The organism is Frankia sp. BMG5.23, from assembly GCF_000685765.2.
GTDB lineage: Bacteria > Actinomycetota > Actinomycetes > Frankiales > Frankiaceae > Frankia > Frankia casuarinae.
In genome coordinates this window covers 14,932-33,226 of record NZ_JDWE01000049.1, presented here as the reverse complement: position 1 = coordinate 33,226, position 18,295 = coordinate 14,932, and the positions used below count along the sequence as shown (strand labels likewise).

At 71.7% G+C, this 18,295-nt stretch carries 12 protein-coding genes; 8 read left to right on the top strand and 4 right to left on the bottom strand.

From position 1 onward, the window contains the following. Positions 1-224: 224 nt before the first annotated feature. Entirely contained in the window at positions 225-1,241 is a 1,017-nt protein-coding gene (gene gnd, locus BMG523DRAFT_RS17640) for a phosphogluconate dehydrogenase (NAD(+)-dependent, decarboxylating) (protein WP_023841018.1), read from the bottom strand. Between the two features lie 294 nt (positions 1,242-1,535). Between gnd and BMG523DRAFT_RS17635 the strand changes: the two genes are divergently transcribed. Then, positions 1,536-3,017 (top strand): NAD(P)/FAD-dependent oxidoreductase, encoded by a 1,482-nt coding sequence (locus BMG523DRAFT_RS17635; protein ID WP_011435389.1) that lies wholly within the window; start codon positions 1,536-1,538, stop codon positions 3,015-3,017. A 79-nt stretch (positions 3,018-3,096) separates the two neighbouring features. On the opposite strand, the gene BMG523DRAFT_RS17630 is transcribed toward BMG523DRAFT_RS17635, so the two are convergent. After that, positions 3,097-4,884, bottom strand: coding sequence for a glycerol-3-phosphate dehydrogenase/oxidase (locus BMG523DRAFT_RS17630; protein ID WP_011435390.1), 1,788 nt, complete (start codon positions 4,882-4,884; stop codon positions 3,097-3,099). A gap of 261 nt (positions 4,885-5,145) precedes the next feature. Here BMG523DRAFT_RS17630 and BMG523DRAFT_RS17625 point away from each other — a divergent pair, with 261 nt between their 5' ends. Together BMG523DRAFT_RS17625 and BMG523DRAFT_RS17620 are read left to right on the top strand one after the other, a co-directional pair. After that, positions 5,146-6,324: an acyl-CoA dehydrogenase family protein gene (locus BMG523DRAFT_RS17625; protein WP_043591680.1), complete on the top strand. Its 1,179-nt coding sequence runs from the start codon at positions 5,146-5,148 to the stop codon at positions 6,322-6,324. 97 nt (positions 6,325-6,421) lie between these two features. Next, positions 6,422-7,531, top strand: coding sequence for an acyl-CoA dehydrogenase family protein (locus tag BMG523DRAFT_RS17620; RefSeq protein WP_011435392.1), 1,110 nt, complete (start codon positions 6,422-6,424; stop codon positions 7,529-7,531). A 56-nt stretch (positions 7,532-7,587) separates the two neighbouring features. Here the strand turns inward: BMG523DRAFT_RS17620 and BMG523DRAFT_RS17615 are convergent, their stop codons facing one another. Further along, complete coding sequence (locus tag BMG523DRAFT_RS17615; RefSeq protein WP_043591678.1) at positions 7,588-9,255, bottom strand: glycerol-3-phosphate dehydrogenase/oxidase; 1,668 nt, start codon at positions 9,253-9,255, stop codon at positions 7,588-7,590. Then, a complete protein-coding gene (locus tag BMG523DRAFT_RS17610) occupies positions 9,252-9,893 on the bottom strand; it encodes a TetR/AcrR family transcriptional regulator (RefSeq protein WP_043591677.1) in 642 nt (213 codons plus the stop codon). Before BMG523DRAFT_RS17610 ends, BMG523DRAFT_RS17615 begins: the two co-directional genes overlap by 4 nt. A 169-nt stretch (positions 9,894-10,062) precedes the next feature. Between BMG523DRAFT_RS17610 and BMG523DRAFT_RS17605 the strand changes: the two genes are divergently transcribed. The 5 genes from BMG523DRAFT_RS17605 (at position 10,063) to BMG523DRAFT_RS17590 (ending at position 17,649) form a co-directional block, all read left to right on the top strand. Next, positions 10,063-11,700, top strand: a complete 1,638-nt coding sequence (locus BMG523DRAFT_RS17605; protein WP_023841016.1) for an FAD-binding oxidoreductase — start codon at positions 10,063-10,065, stop codon at positions 11,698-11,700. Positions 11,701-11,763: 63 nt separating this feature from the next. Next, positions 11,764-11,919 carry a hypothetical protein gene (locus BMG523DRAFT_RS25740; RefSeq protein WP_023841015.1) on the top strand — a complete coding sequence of 52 codons (156 nt, stop codon included), beginning with the start codon at positions 11,764-11,766 and terminating at the stop codon, positions 11,917-11,919. 113 nt (positions 11,920-12,032) lie between these two features. Then, complete coding sequence (locus BMG523DRAFT_RS17600; protein ID WP_011435396.1) at positions 12,033-12,839, top strand: SDR family oxidoreductase; 807 nt, start codon at positions 12,033-12,035, stop codon at positions 12,837-12,839. A 274-nt stretch (positions 12,840-13,113) separates the two neighbouring features. Beyond that, positions 13,114-14,283 carry a DUF2993 domain-containing protein gene (locus BMG523DRAFT_RS17595; protein WP_011435397.1) on the top strand — a complete coding sequence of 390 codons (1,170 nt, stop codon included), beginning with the start codon at positions 13,114-13,116 and terminating at the stop codon, positions 14,281-14,283. Between the two features lie 810 nt (positions 14,284-15,093). Continuing rightward, the gene (locus BMG523DRAFT_RS17590; protein ID WP_043591675.1) at positions 15,094-17,649 is read left to right on the top strand and encodes an FHA domain-containing protein; all 2,556 of its coding nucleotides are present in this window, start codon (positions 15,094-15,096) and stop codon (positions 17,647-17,649) included. Positions 17,650-18,295: the final 646 nt, after the last annotated feature.

Genomic DNA, 18,295 nt, shown 5'->3' with positions numbered 1-18,295 from the left:
CGGAACTCCCGGGCGACCTCGGCCTGGCTCGCCCCCGCCGCGAACCGGCTGGCCGCGGCCAACCGGACCCGTTCACGTTCCACCTGATCGGCGGGCGTCAACCCGCCACCCGTCGCGTACCTCATACAACCGGTCTACCCGCCCCAAACCCGCTGGTAGACAGCTACAGAAAACCGCCCTGACCCCGAAATTTAAAGCTCAGTAGGCAAGGAAGCCGACGAGGCTCAGCCGGCCGGCTTCTCCGCGTGCCCACCGAACTGCTTGCGCATCGCCGACAACAGCTTGTCGGCGAACAGGCCCTCCCCGCGCGAACTGAACCGCTCGTAGAGGGACGCCGTCAGCACATGGGCGGGAACGCCCTCCTCCACGGCGGCCAGTACCGTCCAACGTCCTTCCCCGGAGTCGGACACCCGGCCGCTGAACTCGGTGAGTCCGGGATCCTCCTGCAGCGCGGCGGCGGTGAGGTCGAGCAGCCAGGAACTGACCACGCTGCCCCGCCGCCACACCTCGGCGATCGCGGTGGTGTCGAGGTCGTACTGGTAGTACTCCGGGTTGCCCAGCGGGGCGGTCTCGGCGTTGTGCTCGGCGGACGTCGTGCCGATGTTCGCCTTGTCGAGCACCGCGAACCCCTCGGCGAAGGCGGCCATCATGCCGTACTCGATGCCGTTGTGCACCATCTTGACGAAGTGACCGGCGCCGTTCGGGCCGCAGTACAGGTATCCCTTCTCGGCCTGGGTGATCTCGCCGGTCCGGCCCGGGGTCCGCGGGATGGTGCCGACGCCGGGTGCGATCGTCTCGAACAGCGGCTCCAGGCGGGCCACGACCCCCGGTTCGCCGCCGATCATCAGACAGAAGCCGCGTTCCAGCCCGAACACGCCCCCGGAGGTGCCGACGTCGACGTAGTGGATGCCCCGCTCGACGAGCGACGCGGCACGCAGGATGTCATCCCGGTAGTAGGAGTTGCCGCCGTCGATGATCACGTCGTCCGGCGCGAAGTGCTCGGCCAGGGCCGAGACGGTCTCACCGGTCAGCCCGGCGGGCACCATGATCCAGGCAGCCCGGGGTGGACGCAGGGCCGCGGCGAACTCGGCGAGGCTCCGTGTCTCCGTGGCGCCCTCCGCAGCCAGGGCCTTAACGGCCTCGGGGTTGACGTCGTAGACCACGCATTCGTGACCACCGCGGATCAGCCGGCGCACCAGGTTGGCACCCATCCGGCCGAGTCCGATCATCCCGAGCTGCATCTTCATCTCTCCGCTGGTTCGTCTCGATGGCCCGCTCCGGCGTGTCGCCGGGACGGGCCCGGCCTGGCGCTCCTGACGCCATTCTCCGTGCTGCATCCGTGCTTCCCCGTCCGTGGTGCACGTGCTTCTCGTCTCCGAGTCGGCGCCCGCGCCGGACCGGACCGGCCACGGACCGTCCGGACCGGGACCCCGAAAGTTCCCGATGATCTTCAGTTGGCGTGGATCGAGCGGCAGATTGTGACGAGCAGCGACGGAGGGCTTGTGAGCGAGCCGGGTAGGGCAGGGGAGGCGGCCATGGATGCCGACGTGGACGTGATCGTGCTCGGCGCCGGGCCCGCGGGCGAGAACGTCGCCGGCCGCTGTGCCGACGCTGGTCTGTCCGTCATCGTCGTCGAACGCGAGCTCGTCGGCGGGGAGTGCAGCTACTGGGGCTGTATCCCGAGCAAAACCCTCCTGCGGCCGGGGGAGGTGCTGGCGGCGGCCCGCCGCGTTCCCGGCGCGGCGTCGGCGGTCACCGGACCCGTCGACGCCGCCGCGGCGTTCGCCCGGCGAGACTGGATGGTGGGCGACTACTCCGATTCCTCCCAGGTGCCCTGGCTGGTCGACAAGGGCGTCGAGTTGGTGCGCGGGACCGGGCGCCTGGCGGGGCCCGCCGGCCGGGTCGCGGTGACGCTGCTGGACGGCACCCGCCGGGTGCTGACCGCGTCCCGAGCCGTGGTCGTGGCCACCGGGACGCGGGCCACTGTTCCACCGATCCCCGGCCTCGCCGACGCCGAACCGTGGGACAACCGGACCGCGACCGGCGCCTGGAAGGTCCCGCACCGCCTCGTGGTGCTCGGCGGCGGCGCCGTGGGGGTGGAACTGGCCCAGGCCTTCCGCCGGCTCGGTAGCGCGGAGGTGACCTTGATCGAGGGGTCACCCCGGCTGCTCGTCCGGGAGGAGGAGTTCGTCGGCGAGCAGTTGCGGGCCGCCTTCGAGGCGGCCGGCATCACGGTGCGGCTCGGAAGCCGGGCGGTCGAGGTCCGCCGGGCCCGGACGGGACCGGATGGCCCGGCCGGGCCGGTGACCGTCACGGTGGAGCCGGTGGATCCGGCGGATCCGGCGGATCCGGGTGAGCCGGTTGAGCGGCGGCCGCGCCGCGATGCCGTGGTCGCCGACGAGATCCTGGTCGCCGTCGGGCGCACCCCGGCGACCGGCGACCTGGGCCTGGAGACCGTGGGCCTGCAACCCGGGCGGTTCATCGAGGTCGACGACCGGCTCCGCGCGGTCGGCGTGGCGGGGGACTGGCTCTACGCGGTCGGCGACGTCTGCGGCCGCGCGCTGCTCACCCACATGGGCAAGTACCAGGCCCGGCTGGCGGCCGACGTCATCACCGGCCGCCGGGACCTCGCCGGCGCTCCCGTGCGCGACCTGGCCGACCCGGCGGCCGTCCCGCGGGTGACCTTCACCGATCCGCAGGTCAGCGCGGTCGGACTGACCGAGCGGGCCGCGCGGGAGGCCGGGATCGCCGTGCGGGCCGTGAGCGTGCCGACCGGATCGGTGGCCGGCGCGTCGGTGCGGGGGGAGGAGATCACGGGCACGTCGAAGATTGTCGTGGACGAGGCCCGCCGGGTGCTCGTGGGAGCGACCTTCACCGGTCCGGACACCCAGGAGATGGTGCACGCGGCCACGATCGCGATCGTCGGAGAGGTGCCGTTGGAGCGGCTGTGGCACGCGGTCCCGTCGTTCCCGACAGTCAGCGAGGTCTGGCTGCGACTGTTGGAGGTATACGGATGACGTCGTTCCGTGGACGTCGTTGCGCGGACCGCGGCACCGAACCGCCTGGGCGGGGCCGCGGATCGGGTTGGCCGAGCCTTCAGGACGGTCCGCCGGTCGCCGCCGGGGCGCGGTGGTCCGTCCGGCCCAGCCGGCGCACGTCGGGCGCGCCGAGCCGGGCCGCGTCGGCGGTCGCGTCGTCGGCTTGCCGCTGCGAGGCCCGTTCGGCCTCCACCCGGGCGAGGTAGTGCGCGACCTCGCGGGCGCGGGTCACCTGGTCCCAGCCGAGCACGGGGGCGATGAGATCGGCCACGTGCTCGGCGGCCTCCACCCCCCGGTCGATGGTCTCGATCGAGACGCGGGTCCGCCGGGTGAGCACGTCCTCCAGGTGCAGCGCCCCCTCGTGGGAGGCCGCGTACACCGCCTCCGCGGCCAGGTAGGTCGATGCCCCGCGCAGCGGCTGGGCGAGATCCGGTCGCGTCTCGATGAGGTCCAGAAGCTCCTCGGTGAGGGTGCCGTAGCGGTGCAGGAGGTGCTCGATCCAGCCGACGTGCAGCCCCGCGCGGCGGGCGAGGGTCTCCCGGGCGTTCCACAGCGCGGGGAACCCGTCCGCGCCGAGCAGCGGGATCTTCTCGGTGCACGACGGCGGCACCGCCCGGTTCATGCCGTGCACGGCCGCGTCGACGGCGTCGGCGGCCATCACCCGGTAGGTCGTGTACTTCCCGCCGGCGACCATCGTCAGCCCGGAGACGGGGCTGACCACGGCATGCTCGCGGGACAGCCGCGAGGTGTCCTCGGACTCCCCGGCGAGCAGCGGGCGCAGCCCGGCGTACACCCCGGTGATGTCCGCCGCCGTGAGCGGCGTGCGCAGCACCCGGTTGACCGTGTCGAGCAGGTAGTCGATGTCGGCGCTGCTGGCCGCCGGATGGGCGAGGTCGAGGCTCCAGTCGGTGTCGGTGGTGCCGATGATCCAGTGGCTGCCCCACGGGATGACGAACAGCACGCTCTTCTCGGTGCGCAGGATCAGGCCGGTGACGCCATGGATGCGGTCGCGGGGCACGACGATGTGCACTCCCTTGGAGGCTCGGACCGACAGCTGGCCACGCCCGCCTACCATCGCCTGGATCTCGTCGGTCCACACCCCGGCGGCGTTGATCGTCTGGCGGGCCCGCAGCTCGATCTCGGCGCCCGACTCGAGGTCACGCACCCGCACGCCGGCGACCCGGTCGCCCTCCCGCAGGAAGCCGGTGACCCGCGCGCTGGTCGCGATGAGCGCCCCGTAGCGAGCAGCGGTCCGCGCGACGAACACGGTGTGCCGCGCGTCGTCGACCTGGCCGTCCCAGTACTGGATCGCGCCGACGAGGGCGTCCGGGCGCAGCGACGGGAACTCCCGCAGCGCCGCCTTGCGGGTCAGGTGCCGGTGATGGGGCATGGTGGCGTCGCCGCCCGGCCCGACGCGGGCCAGCCCCTGCCCGAGGGTGTCGTAGAGCAGCACACCACTGCCGATGTAGGCACGTTCCCAACCGTGGCGGGTCAACGGCAGCAGGAACGGGATGGCCCGGACCAGATGGGGCGCGAGCGTGTCCAGCATGAGGGACCGCTCCCGCAGCGCCTCCCGGACCAGCGGGGCGTTGAGCTGCTCGAGATACCGCAGCCCGCCGTGGATGAGCTTGCTCGACCGGCTGGACGTGCCGGCGGCGAGGTCGCGCGCCTCGACCAGGGCGACGGACAGGCCCCGGGTCACCGCGTCCAGCGCCACCCCCGTACCGGTGACCCCGCCGCCGATCACGGCCACATCCACCGGATCCGCTCCCATCCGGCGCAGTGCCTCGGCGCGGCCGACCTGGTCGAGTCGGGCGGTCGGGGTTCCGTGTCTGGTTGGCGTCATCGCCAGTTGCTTCCTCTCCTGCGAACGTCCTCGCGTCCCGTCGTCGTGATCGCCCGGGACGCTCCGGCGGCTCGCCACCCATCGTGCCGGCTGTCGGTGTCCGGTGTCCGGCGCCCGGGCGCGGGATCGTTGAACGTCCATGAACGTCTGTGAACGTCCGGCCGGGGCGTGGTGGGATGCGAGTGCGACCGTCCCGGGATCCCGCGTGAGGCGACCAGATGGGCGACCAGATGGAGGTCAACACCAGATGGAGGTCAACGCATGGACCTGACCCACCCGCCGGCCGAGGAACGGTTCCGTGCCGAGTTGCGGGCCTGGCTCACCGAGAACATTCCCGCCGCCTGGACGGAGCCCGGGTTCTGGGCCGGCGTGGGGGAGGCCGAGGGCTTCGACCTGCGGCGGGACTGGGAGCGGCGCAAGGCGCTCGCGGGCTTCGCCGGGATCGACTGGCCGGTGGAGTACGGCGGCCGGGGCGGTACCCCGGGGATGCGGGCCATCTACGACCAGGAGACGCAGCTCGCCCGGGCGCCGCGCTCGGTCAACACGCTGGGCCTGGCCTTCCTCGCGCCGACGGTGATGGCGGTCGGGACGCCCGAGCAGAAGCGCGACATCCTCGGGCCGATGCTGCGCAACGAGGTGATCTGGTGCCAGGGCTTCTCGGAACCCGGCGCGGGCTCCGACCTCGCGGCGCTGCGTACGTCCGGGGTGCTCGACGGGGACGAGTACGTGGTCAACGGGCAGAAGGTCTGGACGACGTTCGCGAACCGCGGAGACAAGATCTTCACCCTGGTCCGGACCGAGCCCGGCAGCCGGCGCCATCACGGCATCTCGCTGCTGCTCATCGACATGCACGCTCCCGGGGTGGAGGTCCGGCCGATCCGGCAGATGAGCGGCGTCAGCGAGTTCGGCGAGGTCTTCCTCACCGACGTGCGGGTGGCGGCGTCGGAGTGCCTGGGCGGGATCGGCAACGGCTGGGCGACGGCGATGCTTCTGCTGTCGTTCGAGCGCGGCGCGTCCGGGATCAGCCAGTACACCGGATTCCGGCGCAGCTACGACGAGATCGTCCGGGTCGCCCGGGCGCTTGGGCGCGACACCGACCCGGTGCTGCGCCAGGAGCTGGGCCGGCGCATGGTCGAGCTCGAATGCCTGCGCTACCACTCGATGCACGTCCTCACCCAGGTAGAGCAGGGCCGTGACCTGGGGGCCGAGTCGTCGATCACCAAACTGCAGTGGTCGGAGACGTACCAGGACCTGTTCGAGACCTTTGATGCGCTGCTCGGCGCCGATGTGGCGCTCACCCACCCCACCGCGGACCTCGATCTGACGACGCTGCGGCAGGAGAGCTTCTGGACCCGCTCCGTCACCATCTGGGGTGGATCCTCGCAGGTACAGCGCACGATCGTCGCGGAGCGGGTCCTCGGCCTGCCACGCGGATCATGATTGATCATGATTATGGTCGCGATTCGGGCCTGTGCCTGTGCCCGGGCCTGTTCATCTCGCTGATCCCGCCTCGCCCCGCCTCCGGAGGTCCGAGCCCGTGTTCTTCGCCCTCACCGACGAGCAGCGCGCGCTCGCCGCCACCGTCCGGGACTTCCTGGCCGACCGCTTCGATCTGACCGCAGTCCGCGCGGTTTTCACCGATCCCGACGGTGACGGGCACCCCCCCGAGCTGTGGAAGGCGATCGGCGAACAGGGCTGGCTCGCGGTGTGCGTGCCCGCGCGGTTCGACGGTCTCGGGCTCGGGTTGCTCGACGCACAGATCATCGCGCGGGCGTTCGGAGCGGGGGTGATCCCGGGGCCCTGGCTGCCGACCGTGCTCGCGGGCGAGGCGGTGCGGCTCGCCGGCTCGGCGGACCAGGCGGCGGCGGTGCTCGCCCCCCTCGCCGCCGGTGACCTGGTGGCCACCGTGGCGCTGCGGGGCCCGGGCGGGGGATACGACCATACCGGCATCGCGGTCCGCGCGACCGCGGGCGGTCGGCTGGGCGGTGTCGCGTCCGGCGTCGAGTATCTCGAGGTCGCCGGGCTCGTGGTGGTCGCCGCCGTCGGCCCCGCCGGGGTCGGGCTCTATCTGCTCGATCCGCGTGGCCCGGGGGTGACGGTCACCACCCAGCGCGGCTTCGACGGCACCACCCGGCTGGCCTCGCTGTCTCTGGCCGACGCGGCCGCGACCCGGCTGCCGGCCTCCGACGCCGCGGTCGCCGCGGACCTGGTCCGTCGTGGCGCCCTGCTCACGGCCGCGGACCTCGTCGGTGTCGCGCGGGCCGCGCTGACCCGGACCGTCGCCCACGACATCGATCGGGTGCAGTTCGGCCGGCCGGTCGGTTCGTTCCAGGCGCTCGCCCACCATCTCGCCGATCTGCATGTCGCTGTCACGATGGCCGAGCATGCGGTGCTGTACGCGGCGCACGCGCTCGACACTGCCCTGCCCGACGCGGAGCTGGCGCTCGCGGTGGCGAAGAGCAAGGCCAACCAGGCCGCCGGGGACGCCACCGCGGCGATGATCCAGTACCACGGGGGGATCGGCTACACCTGGGAACATGACGCGCACTTCTTTTACAAGCGGGCCAAACGCCAGATTCCTGCTTTTGGTGACACCCCTGCGCATCTGGAGCGCATCGCGGTGCTGACCGTCGACGCATTGCCCTGACCGCCCCCGATCCCGCAGCACTCGCAGCGGTGCTGGTTCCTCGGCGGTGCTGGTCCTTAGCGCGTCAGCGTATGGTCGAACAGCTGCCGGGCCGGGCCCAGGGCCGCCCGGCGGTCGGCGGGAGCCAGCCCGATGCGCGTCCGGCGATCCAGCAGGTCCGCCGGGTCGAGCGCGCCTTCGTCCCGCACCGCGAACAGCAGCTCCGCGCCGGTGACCGGCGTCCCCTCGGCGACGGGTGCCAGCAGGTCGGGGTCGCCGTCGGCCAGGGCCAGCACCCTCGGTGCCTCCGTCCCGTACCGCTCGACCAGACGGCGCGGCGCGGCCACCGTGGCGAGGACCGATCGAGGTGCCGCACCGACCAGGCCGAGTCGCCGGGTACGGCAGGGGCCGGCGTCGAGGTCGCCCACCGCGACGGCGGCGTCCACCGCGTCTGCGGCCATCCGTCGATAGGTCGTCAGTTTGCCGCCGACCACCGTGACCAGGCCGCCCGGGTCGGTCCGCACCAGGTGCCGTCGGGAGAGATCGGCGGTGCGGGCGGCGCTGGTACGGGTGGCGGCGCTGTGGGGAACGACGGTGTGGTCGGTGCCGGTGTGGTCGGTGCCGGTGTCGAGCAGTGGGCGCAGGCCGGCGAAGGCGCCCAGCCGGTCCGCCGGGTCGATGGGGGTGGCCAGCACGTTCGAGACGATGCCCAGCAGCTGCGCGATCTCGTCCTCGTCGGGCACCGGGACGTCGACGACCTCCTCGACCGGCACGTCGGTCAACCCGACGTAGACGCGGCCGTCGTCCTGGGGCAGCATCAGCGCGAACCGGTTCCGTTCACCCGGCATCGGCAGGGACAGCGCCGCGCGGGTCCCGGCCAGGACGGTGGAGCGCAGCACGAGGTGGGTGCCGCGGCTCGGCCGCAGCCGGATCCCCGGAGCCAGGGCCGGCGCCCACACGCCGGTGGCGTTGACCACCGTCCGCGCACGCAGGGTGATCCGGGTACCGGTGAGGGTGTCCACCGCGGTCGCCTCGATCCCACGACAACCGTGCCGGCTCGGGCCGCGGGGTCCGCCGTCGAGGCCGCCGCCGTCGAGGCCGGTCACCCGCAGCCGGGTAAGGATCCGGGCGCCGAATCCGGCTGCGGTCCGGGCCAGCGCGACTACGAGACGGGCGTCGTCGACGAGCTGGCCGTCCCAGTGCAGCACCCCGCCGCGCAGTCCGGCTTCCCGGAGCGCGGGAGCCACCCCGAGCGTCTCCACGGCGGTCAGCCGGCGTGGGCCGGGCAGGACCGCGCGGGGCGTGCCCGCGCCGCGGCGCAGCAGGTCGCCGAGCCACACCCCGGCCTGGACCAGCGCGGCGTTCGACCGCGGTACTCCCGGGGTCAGCGGGGTGAGCATGGGCAGCGCCCGCACGAGATGGGGCGCGGTGTGCCGCATCAGGATGTCGCGCTCGACGGCGCTCTCCCGCGCCAGCGCCACATCTCCGGTGGCCAGGTAACGCAGCCCGCCGTGAACGAGCTTGGAACTCCATCGGCTCGTGCCGAAGGCGAGGTCGTGCGCCTCGGCGAGGACGACGGACAGGCCGCGGGAGGCGGCGTCCAGGGCCACCCCAGCCCCGGTGACCCCACCGCCGATCACCAGCAGGTCCACCGGGCCGCCAGCCGCGACGGCGGCCAGCTCCCGTTCCCGCCGCCCGGCGTTCAACGAGGTCGCCGTGGTCGGCGGGAGCGTCAGAACCGTCATGGTGATCCCCCAATGCTCTCCTTGACCGGTTCCGGCGCGAGGTAGCCGCGCAGGAGCCGGCGCAGTTCGGCGGTCCGGGTCGCCGCGGGGACACCGCAGCCGAGGGCCTCGGCGGACAGGACGAAGGACTGCACGACGAGCAGGACCATGAGGGCCAGCGCCGACGGGTCCGCGGGCCCCACGGCGCCGTTCGCCTCGGCGGTGCGGAACTGGCTCGTCAGCAGGTCCAGGATCATCTGTTGGGTGGCGCCACGTCGCTCGATCAGGTACGGGATCAGCAGCTCGGGATCCGTCTCGATGATCCGCAGATAGAGCGGGTTGGTGCGGAACGCCTCCACCGTCGCGATGATGTGCTCGACGAGATCGTCGACCAGCCCGCCGTCCGGAGGCCCGCCGTCCGGAGGCCCGCCGTCCGGCCCGGCCTGGGCCATGGCCGACGCGGCCGTCACAACCTGGGTCCACTCGCGCGTCATCACATCACCGACCAGCGAGCGCAGGTCCGGCCAGCGTCGATAGAGGGTCATTCGGCTCACTCCGGCGCGGCGCGCTACCTCGGTCAGGGTGGTCCGCCGGACCCCGACCGCCAGCAGGGACGCCTTGGCCGCGTCGAGGACGGCCTCCTCGCCGGCGAGAGCCATCCGGCAGCCCTTCCTCCCGCCCGTCGCCACGGGCGCGGGGAGCGGCGCCGCCGCGCGGGATGTGTCATCGTAGGACGAGACCTTGTGACAATGTGACGTTGGCTGTCACACTGTCTCGTAGGAGATTCTACCGAGGCACCACCGGATCGGACAGGCGGTACGCACGCCGATGACGAGCACCGACGAGGCCCACGAGAAAGCCTGTGAGATCGTCCTGGCCGAATCCGTCTGGTGGGGCTGGGGCCCCGCCGAGGCGCATGACCCACTGCCCGATTCCACCCGCCTGCTGCTGGCTCGGCTCGGCATTCCCGCCCGTCCTCGCCCGCCCGTCCCGCTCGCCGAGGTACGCCTGCCCGCGTCGCGGCTGCCGGATCCGGCCCGGGCCGCGCTCGCGGCGGTCGTTGGGGACGGCGAGGTCCGGGTGGACGATGTCGCGCGCATCCGGCACTGCCGGGGCCGCTCGACGACCGATCTGTTGCGCCTGCGGGCCGGGGACGCCTCCGCCGCGCCCGACGCGGTCATCCGGCCCGCCGATCATGACGAGGTGCTCGGCGTGCTGCGGGTCGCGACCAGAGAGCACCTCGTGGTCGTGCCGTTCGGGGGCGGTACCTCGGTCGTCGGCGGCCTTGCGCCGCCCGAGCGTGGCGACCGTGCCGTCGTCGCCCTCGACCTCGCCCGGCTGGACCGGCTCGGCCGGGTGGATCCCGACTCCGGCACCGCGGAGCTCGGCGCCGGGCTGCGGGGCCCTCGGGCCGAGGCGTTGCTGGCCGAGCACGGTCTCACGCTCGGGCACGTCCCCCAGTCCTGGGAGTACGCCACCATCGGTGGCTACGCGGCGACCAGGTCCAGCGGCCAGGCGTCCGGGGGCTACGGCCGGTTCGACGAACTGGTCGTCGGCCTGCGGGTGGCCACGCCGGTGGGTGGCTGGGAGCTCGGCCGCGCCCCGGCGTCGGCTGCTGGACCGGACCTGCGGGAGCTGCTACTCGGCTCCGAGGGCGCCTTCGGGGTGATCACCCAGGTCGTGGTCAGGGTCCGGCCGCTGCCGGCCCGGCGCGGCTACGAGGCCTGGTCGGTGCCCGACTTCGCGACCGGCACCCGGCTGCTGCGTTCACTCGCCGCCGGCGACCTGCGGCCGACGGTATGCCGGTTGTCCGACGAGACGGAGACCGTCGCGGGGCTCGCGCGGCCGACCCGGTCGGGCGGCGAGCGCGGGGGCGGCGCCGTCGGCTGCTACCTGGTGACCGGCTACGAAGGCGACGATCGCGCGGTGGAACAGCGTTCCGCGGCGGTCGCCGCTGTTCTGCTCGCCGGGGGCGCCAGGCGGCTCGGCGCGGCGGCCGGCCAGGACTGGGAGCAGGGTCGGTTCCGGGCGCCCTACCTGCGCGACGCGCTGCTGGACCAGGGCATCTTCGCCGAGACCCTGGAAACGGCGGGATTCTGGACGGCGCTGCCCGGGCTGTACGCGGCCGTCCGAGACGCGCTTACCACGACGCTGGCCGCCGCCGGCCTGGCACCGGTCGTCATGTGCCACATTTCTCATCTGTACGCCACGGGGGCTTCGCTCTACTTCACCGTCGTCTGCGGCGAGGGCGACGACCCGATCGGGAGCTGGCGGGCGGCCAAGGCCGCGGCCACGGACGCGGTCGTCGCCACGGGCGGCACGATCACCCACCACCACGCGGTCGGAACGGAGCACCGGCCCTGGCTCGACGCCGAGATCGGCGATCTCGGCGTCGAGGTGCTCCGGGCGGTCAAACGGACGCTGGACCCGGCCGGCATCCTCAACCCCGGGGTTCTCGTCGCCTGAGGGCACTACCGGGCGCACCGGGTCGACCCGGGTCGACCCGGTGCGCCCGGGTAGACCAAGGGTGTGGAGACCATTGCCGCCTGTGTGGTTGTCCTGCTCTTCCTGCTGATCCCGGCGGTCATCGTCGGTGCGGCCCTGGGCTGGGCCTACCACCGTTGCGCGCCGCTGCGGGCCCGGGCAGCCGTCGAGGCCGCCCGGGAGCAGCGGGCCCACCCCTGAAGACCGGGGGCGCGGCGGCTCGGAGCGGCCGACCGGCTCCGCCCGGCCCGATCAGGCCGGGCGGAGCGTCGATCCCCGGGATGTCCGGACAGCGTCTCCGTCAGGATGAGGCCATGAGCACCGGACCGTGCGAGCCGGCTCCGGGTCACCCCGGCGGGCCGGGCGGTGGCGTCGACCGTGATCGTGACCATGCCGGGGACCGTGCTGGGGACCCGGAGTTCGCCCCGGCGACCCGCGGCCTCGTCGTCGTGGGACCGGGGGCGAGCTTCGGTTCCGACCTGTTGCGCCGGTTCGGCCGGGAGGGGTTCGCCCTGGGGGTCGTCTCCCGGTCTGCCGACACGCTGACCCGGGTGAGGGACGAGCTCGCCGAGGACGGCCTGGCGGTGCACGGCGCCGTCGCCGACGTCACCGACCAGCCGGCCCTCACCACGGCCATCCAGCGGGTGGCGGCCGACGTCGGGGGGCTGACGGTGCTCGTCTACAACGCCAAGCTCAGCATCCGCGGCGGCGCCCTCACGGTGAAGGCCGAGACGATGAACCAGACCCTTGCGGTGAACGTCACGGGCGCGCTCACCGCGGTGCAGGTGGCGGCAGACCTCCTCGTGGACCGGCCGGCCGCGACCATCCTGTTGACCACGGCCGGATCGCGCACCGAGCCGGTGGCCGGCCGGTTCGCGCTGGCGATCGGCAAGGCAGGCCTCGCCGCCCTCGCCGATGCGGTACGGCCGATGCTGGCCGCGCGGGGTGTCCGGCTGCGCACGGTGGTTCTCGACGGCAGGGTGGACGCCGCGGGCCCGCTACGTCCGGGGGTGGTCGCGGACCACTTCTGGCAGGCGTTCGCCGCCCCGCGGGGCGACGTTTTCCGGCTCGCACCGGCCAGACGGGCCACTCCGGTGGCGCAGCTCCCGCTGGAGGTGTGAGCTGGTGGCGGCTGGCGGCTGGCGGCTGGCGGCTGGCGGCGGCTGGCGGCTGGCGGATCATGCTCCGGGCGGCGACCGATGGTATCTGGTTTGCCCGGTCTGGTCGGTCAAGTCGGTAATCCGACACCGATGTCGCACGGATAGATCGGACCCGCGGCCGTGCGGAAAGCACGGAGCATGCGACGATCCGGCAGGGCCAGGCACAGGACAACCGCCAGGCGGACATCGACAGGGCGACGGCGTGCTCCGGCGCAGCATGGCAGGAGATGGACCGGTGAACGACGGACGTGACGGTGACGGGCAGCAGCCTACGGACAGCACCCATGGGATGCCTCCGGACGGTGATGGGACGCGGCCCGCGAACCAGAACAGGCCGGCCCGTCCGGGCGCCCCGGTGGGACCACCGCCGCCCGCGGACTCGTTCCGGCCGGCGCGGCCGGTCGCGCCGACCCGGAGGGGCGACCGGCCTGCCGGTTATGAGCCGCCGGCCGGTTATGAGCCGTGGGCCGGCTCCGGCGCTCAGGGTGGCTACGACGGCACCACGGTCCTGGGCGCGACGCCCGGGACCATGGGGATGGGGAACATCACCGCCCGCGAGGGCGGCGGACCCCACGATCGGCTGCCCGGCGCCGTCGGCGGGGGTGGTAAAGGCCCGGAGGGATTCGCCGGGGCGCCAAGCGGCGGCACGCCCGCCGTGCCCGCCAAGCCGCGTCGCCGGCGCCGGAAACTGCTCATCGCGCTGGTCGCCCTGATCGTCCTGTTCGTCGTGGGCGACCGGGTCAGCGTGGTGATAGCCAAGGATCAGATGCGCAAGCAGGTCGAGGCCGGCGTAGCCGAGAACATCAAGCCGGGTGATCCTGTCCCGACGGTCAAGAGCGTGAGCATCGGCGGATTCCCGTTCCTTACCCAGGTCCTGTTCGGAAAGTTCACCAACATCGGAGTAGAGATCGAGGGCATCCCGACGCCGGGCCCGAAGATCTCGTCGGTGAAGGCCAATCTGAAGGGTGTACACGTACCGCTCGGTGATGCCATCACCGACAATGTCGGACAGGTGCCCGTCGATCGCGTGCGGGCCACTGTGGGCATGACCTACAACGACCTCAACGCCTACCTCGCCGGGCAGCAGGTGCAGGTGGAGCCGGTCGACGGAGGAAAGAAGATCGAGGTGACTGGCACCGTCAACGTGCCGGTGCTGGGTACCCAGCAGGTCGGTGGGATCACGACGTTCGAGGTCCGGAACAACATGCTCACCCTGGTGCCGAGCGAGGTGAAGCTCACCGGAGCTGTGAACCTCGGATTCAGCGTCCCCGGAGAACTCCTGCCGTCCATCCCGATCCCGATCTCCGGTCTGCCATTCAACCTCCGCATCGTCGAGGCATCCACGAACGCGACCGGTCTCTCACTCACCGCAACTGCCGAGGACGTGGTGCTCCCGGCGTCCTGAGTCCTGAGTGGCGACCCTGAGCCCTGACATGATTTCCGCCACAGTTGTGCCGGTCCGGAATGCCTCGCGCGCGGTGGTCGAGCCGTACCGACCGCACTCCCCCCGGCCGGGGCCCGGATCGGATCCGGTCGAGGCCGCCTGTGGCCCCTCTCTTCCCGGACTACGTCCTTCCCGGAGTGCGTCGACCTGTCGACGATCGTTCGACGCGCGGCACCTCCCGGCGTTTCATCAGCCGATTTCTGGTGGTCGTCCGTTGGCTGATCGTCCGCTTTCGTGGCGTGCGTCCCGGGTGCCGCCGAGGCCTGCGGTCGCTGGTCGGATCGGCGACAGATGCCACTGTCGGGGACCGTCGGCCGTCATTCTCATAGGGTGCCGGACGGGGGACATGCGTCATCGTCGTCACTTCCGGGGCACGGTCACCGAGCTTTCGCGGCACGGTCACCGAGACGATCTGATCACCCAGGGTGACGCAGCCCGGAAGGTTTCGAGCAGGGCAACCGGTAAATCGACCGATCATGAGGCGGCAGGAACCCGAGAGATGCCCGGAAGTCGACGCGACGGCAACGATCGCCGTTCAGCTGGTGGTAAATCGTCACCCGGGGTGGATCAAGGTCATCCCTCGACGCTACGATCGGGCATCCGGCGTGATCGGGCGGCCCGAGTGGCCGCGCGACGTGGTGACCCGGCACGCCATGGTGGCACCGCAGTACCTGGTAAAACCGCACAACGTAGTGACACCGCACAACGTAGTGACAAGGTGGAGTTCGGCGGGACATCCCGGCCAGCGTCCCGTCGCGAAGGGGGAAACACGTGCAGACGACCTTCCTGAGAGTCGTCACCGAGGCCGGTGCGGCCACCGTGCCGGCCGAGGCGCAGTTCATCGTCGGCCGTGCCCGGACCGCCGACTACGTCATAGCGGACAGCCGGGTCTCCCGTCGCCATCTCCTCCTTGAGCAGACCGGCAGCGGGTGGGTTGTTCGGGACATCAGTTCCAACGGCACCTGGATCGACGGGCAGCGCATGCCCGAGACCGTCCCGGTGCACGCTGAGGTACGGCTTCGTCTCGGCACTCCGACCGGGCCCGAGGTCGTCATCCATCCCCAGGTGCCGGAAGGCCGCAGGCCGCTGGACGAGCCGGAGTACGACCCCGGTTACGACATGCAGACGATGCTGCCCAATGCCGCCGGTTACTCTCCGCCACGGCCCACGGGCTCCTCGCGAGGTGGGCGCGGGACCTCGCATCAGGGGCCGACCGATCCGTCCCAGCGCGGGCACGACTACGACGACCAGGACCAGGGCGAACGGGTGAGTGGCGTCACCAGCCTCGAGCAGGAGCACGAGCGGCGAACCACCTATCGGCTGCGCCCGGGCACGATGTCGATCGGCCGTGCCCGCGACAATGACATCGTCATTACCGACCTGCTCGCCTCCCGCCGGCACGCCGAGCTCTACATCGGCCGGTCCGGCCTGCAGATCGCCGACCTCGACTCCGCCAACGGCGTGTTCGTCAACGGTCGTCGGATCAACCGGGCGTCCGTCGGCCAGGGCGACGTCATCGCCGTCGGTCACCACGTCTTCCAGCTTGAGGGCGACCAACTCGTCGAGTACATCGACTCCGGTGACGTCAGCTTCGAGGCCGACGCCCTGAACGTCTGGGCCGGTCAGAAGCAGCTCATGCACGACATGACGTTCAAGCTGCCCGGCCGGGCGCTGCTGGGCGTCGTCGGGCCGTCCGGGGCGGGCAAGTCGACGCTGCTCAACGCGCTCACCGGCTTCCGCCCCGCGGACAAGGGCACCGTGCGCTACGCCGGCCGGGACCTCTACTCCGAGTACGACGAACTGCGGCGCCGGATCGGCTACGTGCCGCAGGAGGACCTGCTGCACACCTCGCTCACCGTCCGCAAGGCGCTCGAGTTCGGCGCCGAGCTGCGCTTCCCGCCGGACGTCACGAAGGCGGAGCGGCGCACCCGGGTCGATGAGGTGCTCGCCGAGCTGGGCCTCACCCAGCACGCCAACACCCAGGTCTCCCGGCTGTCCGGCGGCCAGCGCAAGCGGACCTCGGTGGCCTTGGAGCTGCTGACCCGGCCGACCCTGCTCTACCTCGACGAGCCGACCTCCGGCCTCGACCCGGGCATGGACAAGAACGTCATGGAGTCGCTGCGCAAGCTCGCGGACGACGGCCGGACGGTCATCGTGGTCACCCACAGCGTCGCCCAACTCGATCTGTGCGACTACATCCTCGTCCTCGCTCCCGGCGGCTATGTGGCCTACTTCGGTCCGCCGCAGGACGCGCTGCCCTTCTTCGGTAAGCGGGACTACCCGGACGTCTTCCTCACCCTGGAGGCGACGCCCGGGGCCGAGTCGGCAGCCAAGTTCCGCAACTCGCGCTACTACGTGCCCGCCTCGATCACCGCTCCGTCGGCCCGGCCGGCTCCCGAGGAGCTGCCGTCCCTGCGGCAGCAGTCGGTGATCTCGCAGCTCGTGACGCTGAGCCGACGAACAATGGCGGTCGTCGCATCCGACAAGTCATACCTGCGGCTCATCATCGCTTTCCCGTTCCTGCTCGGGCTGATACCCAGGGCCATCGGCGGGAACTTTGATCTCACGGCCGAACAGGCCAAACAGTTCTCGCCGAACTCGGATGCCCCGACAGTTCTTTTGATCATGGTTCTCTGTGCCTGTTTCATGGGCATGGCGAACTCGGTCAGAGAGATCGTCAAGGAACGGGCGATCTATCGAAGAGAGAGAGCCATCGGTCTGTCCCGGACCGCGTATGTCGGTTCGAAGATCCTCGTTCTTATCGTGATCACTGTCGCCCAGGCGATCCCGTTCACGTTGATCGGTCTTGCCGGGCGAACGCCGGACAGGGGCGTCGTGCTCGGGAACGCCCTGCTCGAACTGCTCATCGCCGTGATCGTGGTCTCGCTTGCGTCGGCCATGCTCGGGCTGGTGATCTCGGCGATGGTCGACAACGCGGACAAGACCATGCCGCTCCTGGTGTTGATCACCATGGCCCAGCTCATCTTCAGCGGTGGCATCGTGCCGGTGAAGGGCACGCCCGGTCTGGAGCAGATCAGCTACATCGCGCCGGCCCGCTGGGGCTTCGCGTCGATGGCCTCGGTCGGTGACCTGAACCGCATCACCCTGGCCGGCGTGCTGCGGCCGGACAACCAGAAGCCGGTGAACCCGAAGGTCGTTGACGACCCCTTCTTCGACCACAGCGCTTCGGCGTACCTCACCGACATCGTCGCCGGTCTCGTCGTCGGCGTCTTCCTCGTGATCATCACCTCCCTCCTGATTCGCCGGATGGACCCGAAGACCGTCAAACGCGCCGCCGCCGCACCGGTCAGCGGCCCACCCCGCTAGGCCCCTTGCCTATCCAGAGGTATAAATCAGGCACAAAAGCCTCTGGACAGGCAAGGAAGCCGGGAGCCTCGGGCGTCCGTCCCGGGTTCCCGGGCCGGCCGGCGGGGATTCACACTTCGGCAGGGCCACCCGCGCGGGCTCGGAGAAGTGCCATCCGGACGACTTTCGTCGTCCTCGCCGCTCCCGTCGTGACATCGCGCCAGACGCTGACGAAGTCCCCCTTCGCCGGGCAGCACGACATCGACGGGTTCGTCGGGCCGCCAGCGGGAGAGGGCGGGAAGGCCGTGCAGTCGGGCCGCGGTACGTCCGCAGATCGTCCCTGCCACGATCGACAGCGCCGCTCGGGCAGGGCTCGGGTTTCGTCCCGAACGGGCGGCACGGGCAACGTGCCCCGCACCGGGGAGGTCCAGCCGTGCCTGCGTCTACGAACGTTGATCGCTTGGTCCGACATCCCGAGCTGCCGGGCATGCCGACGGGTGATCATGCCTGCCTGCCTGCCTGCCTGCCTGCCTGCCTGCCTGCCTGCCTGCCTGCCTGCCTGCCTGCCTGCCTGCCTGCCTGCCTGCATGCCTGCCTGCGGGCGAGTGCGACGGCCTTCTCATGGGACTGGGTCACGTCCCCAGCGTCGATCACGGTTCGAGTATCC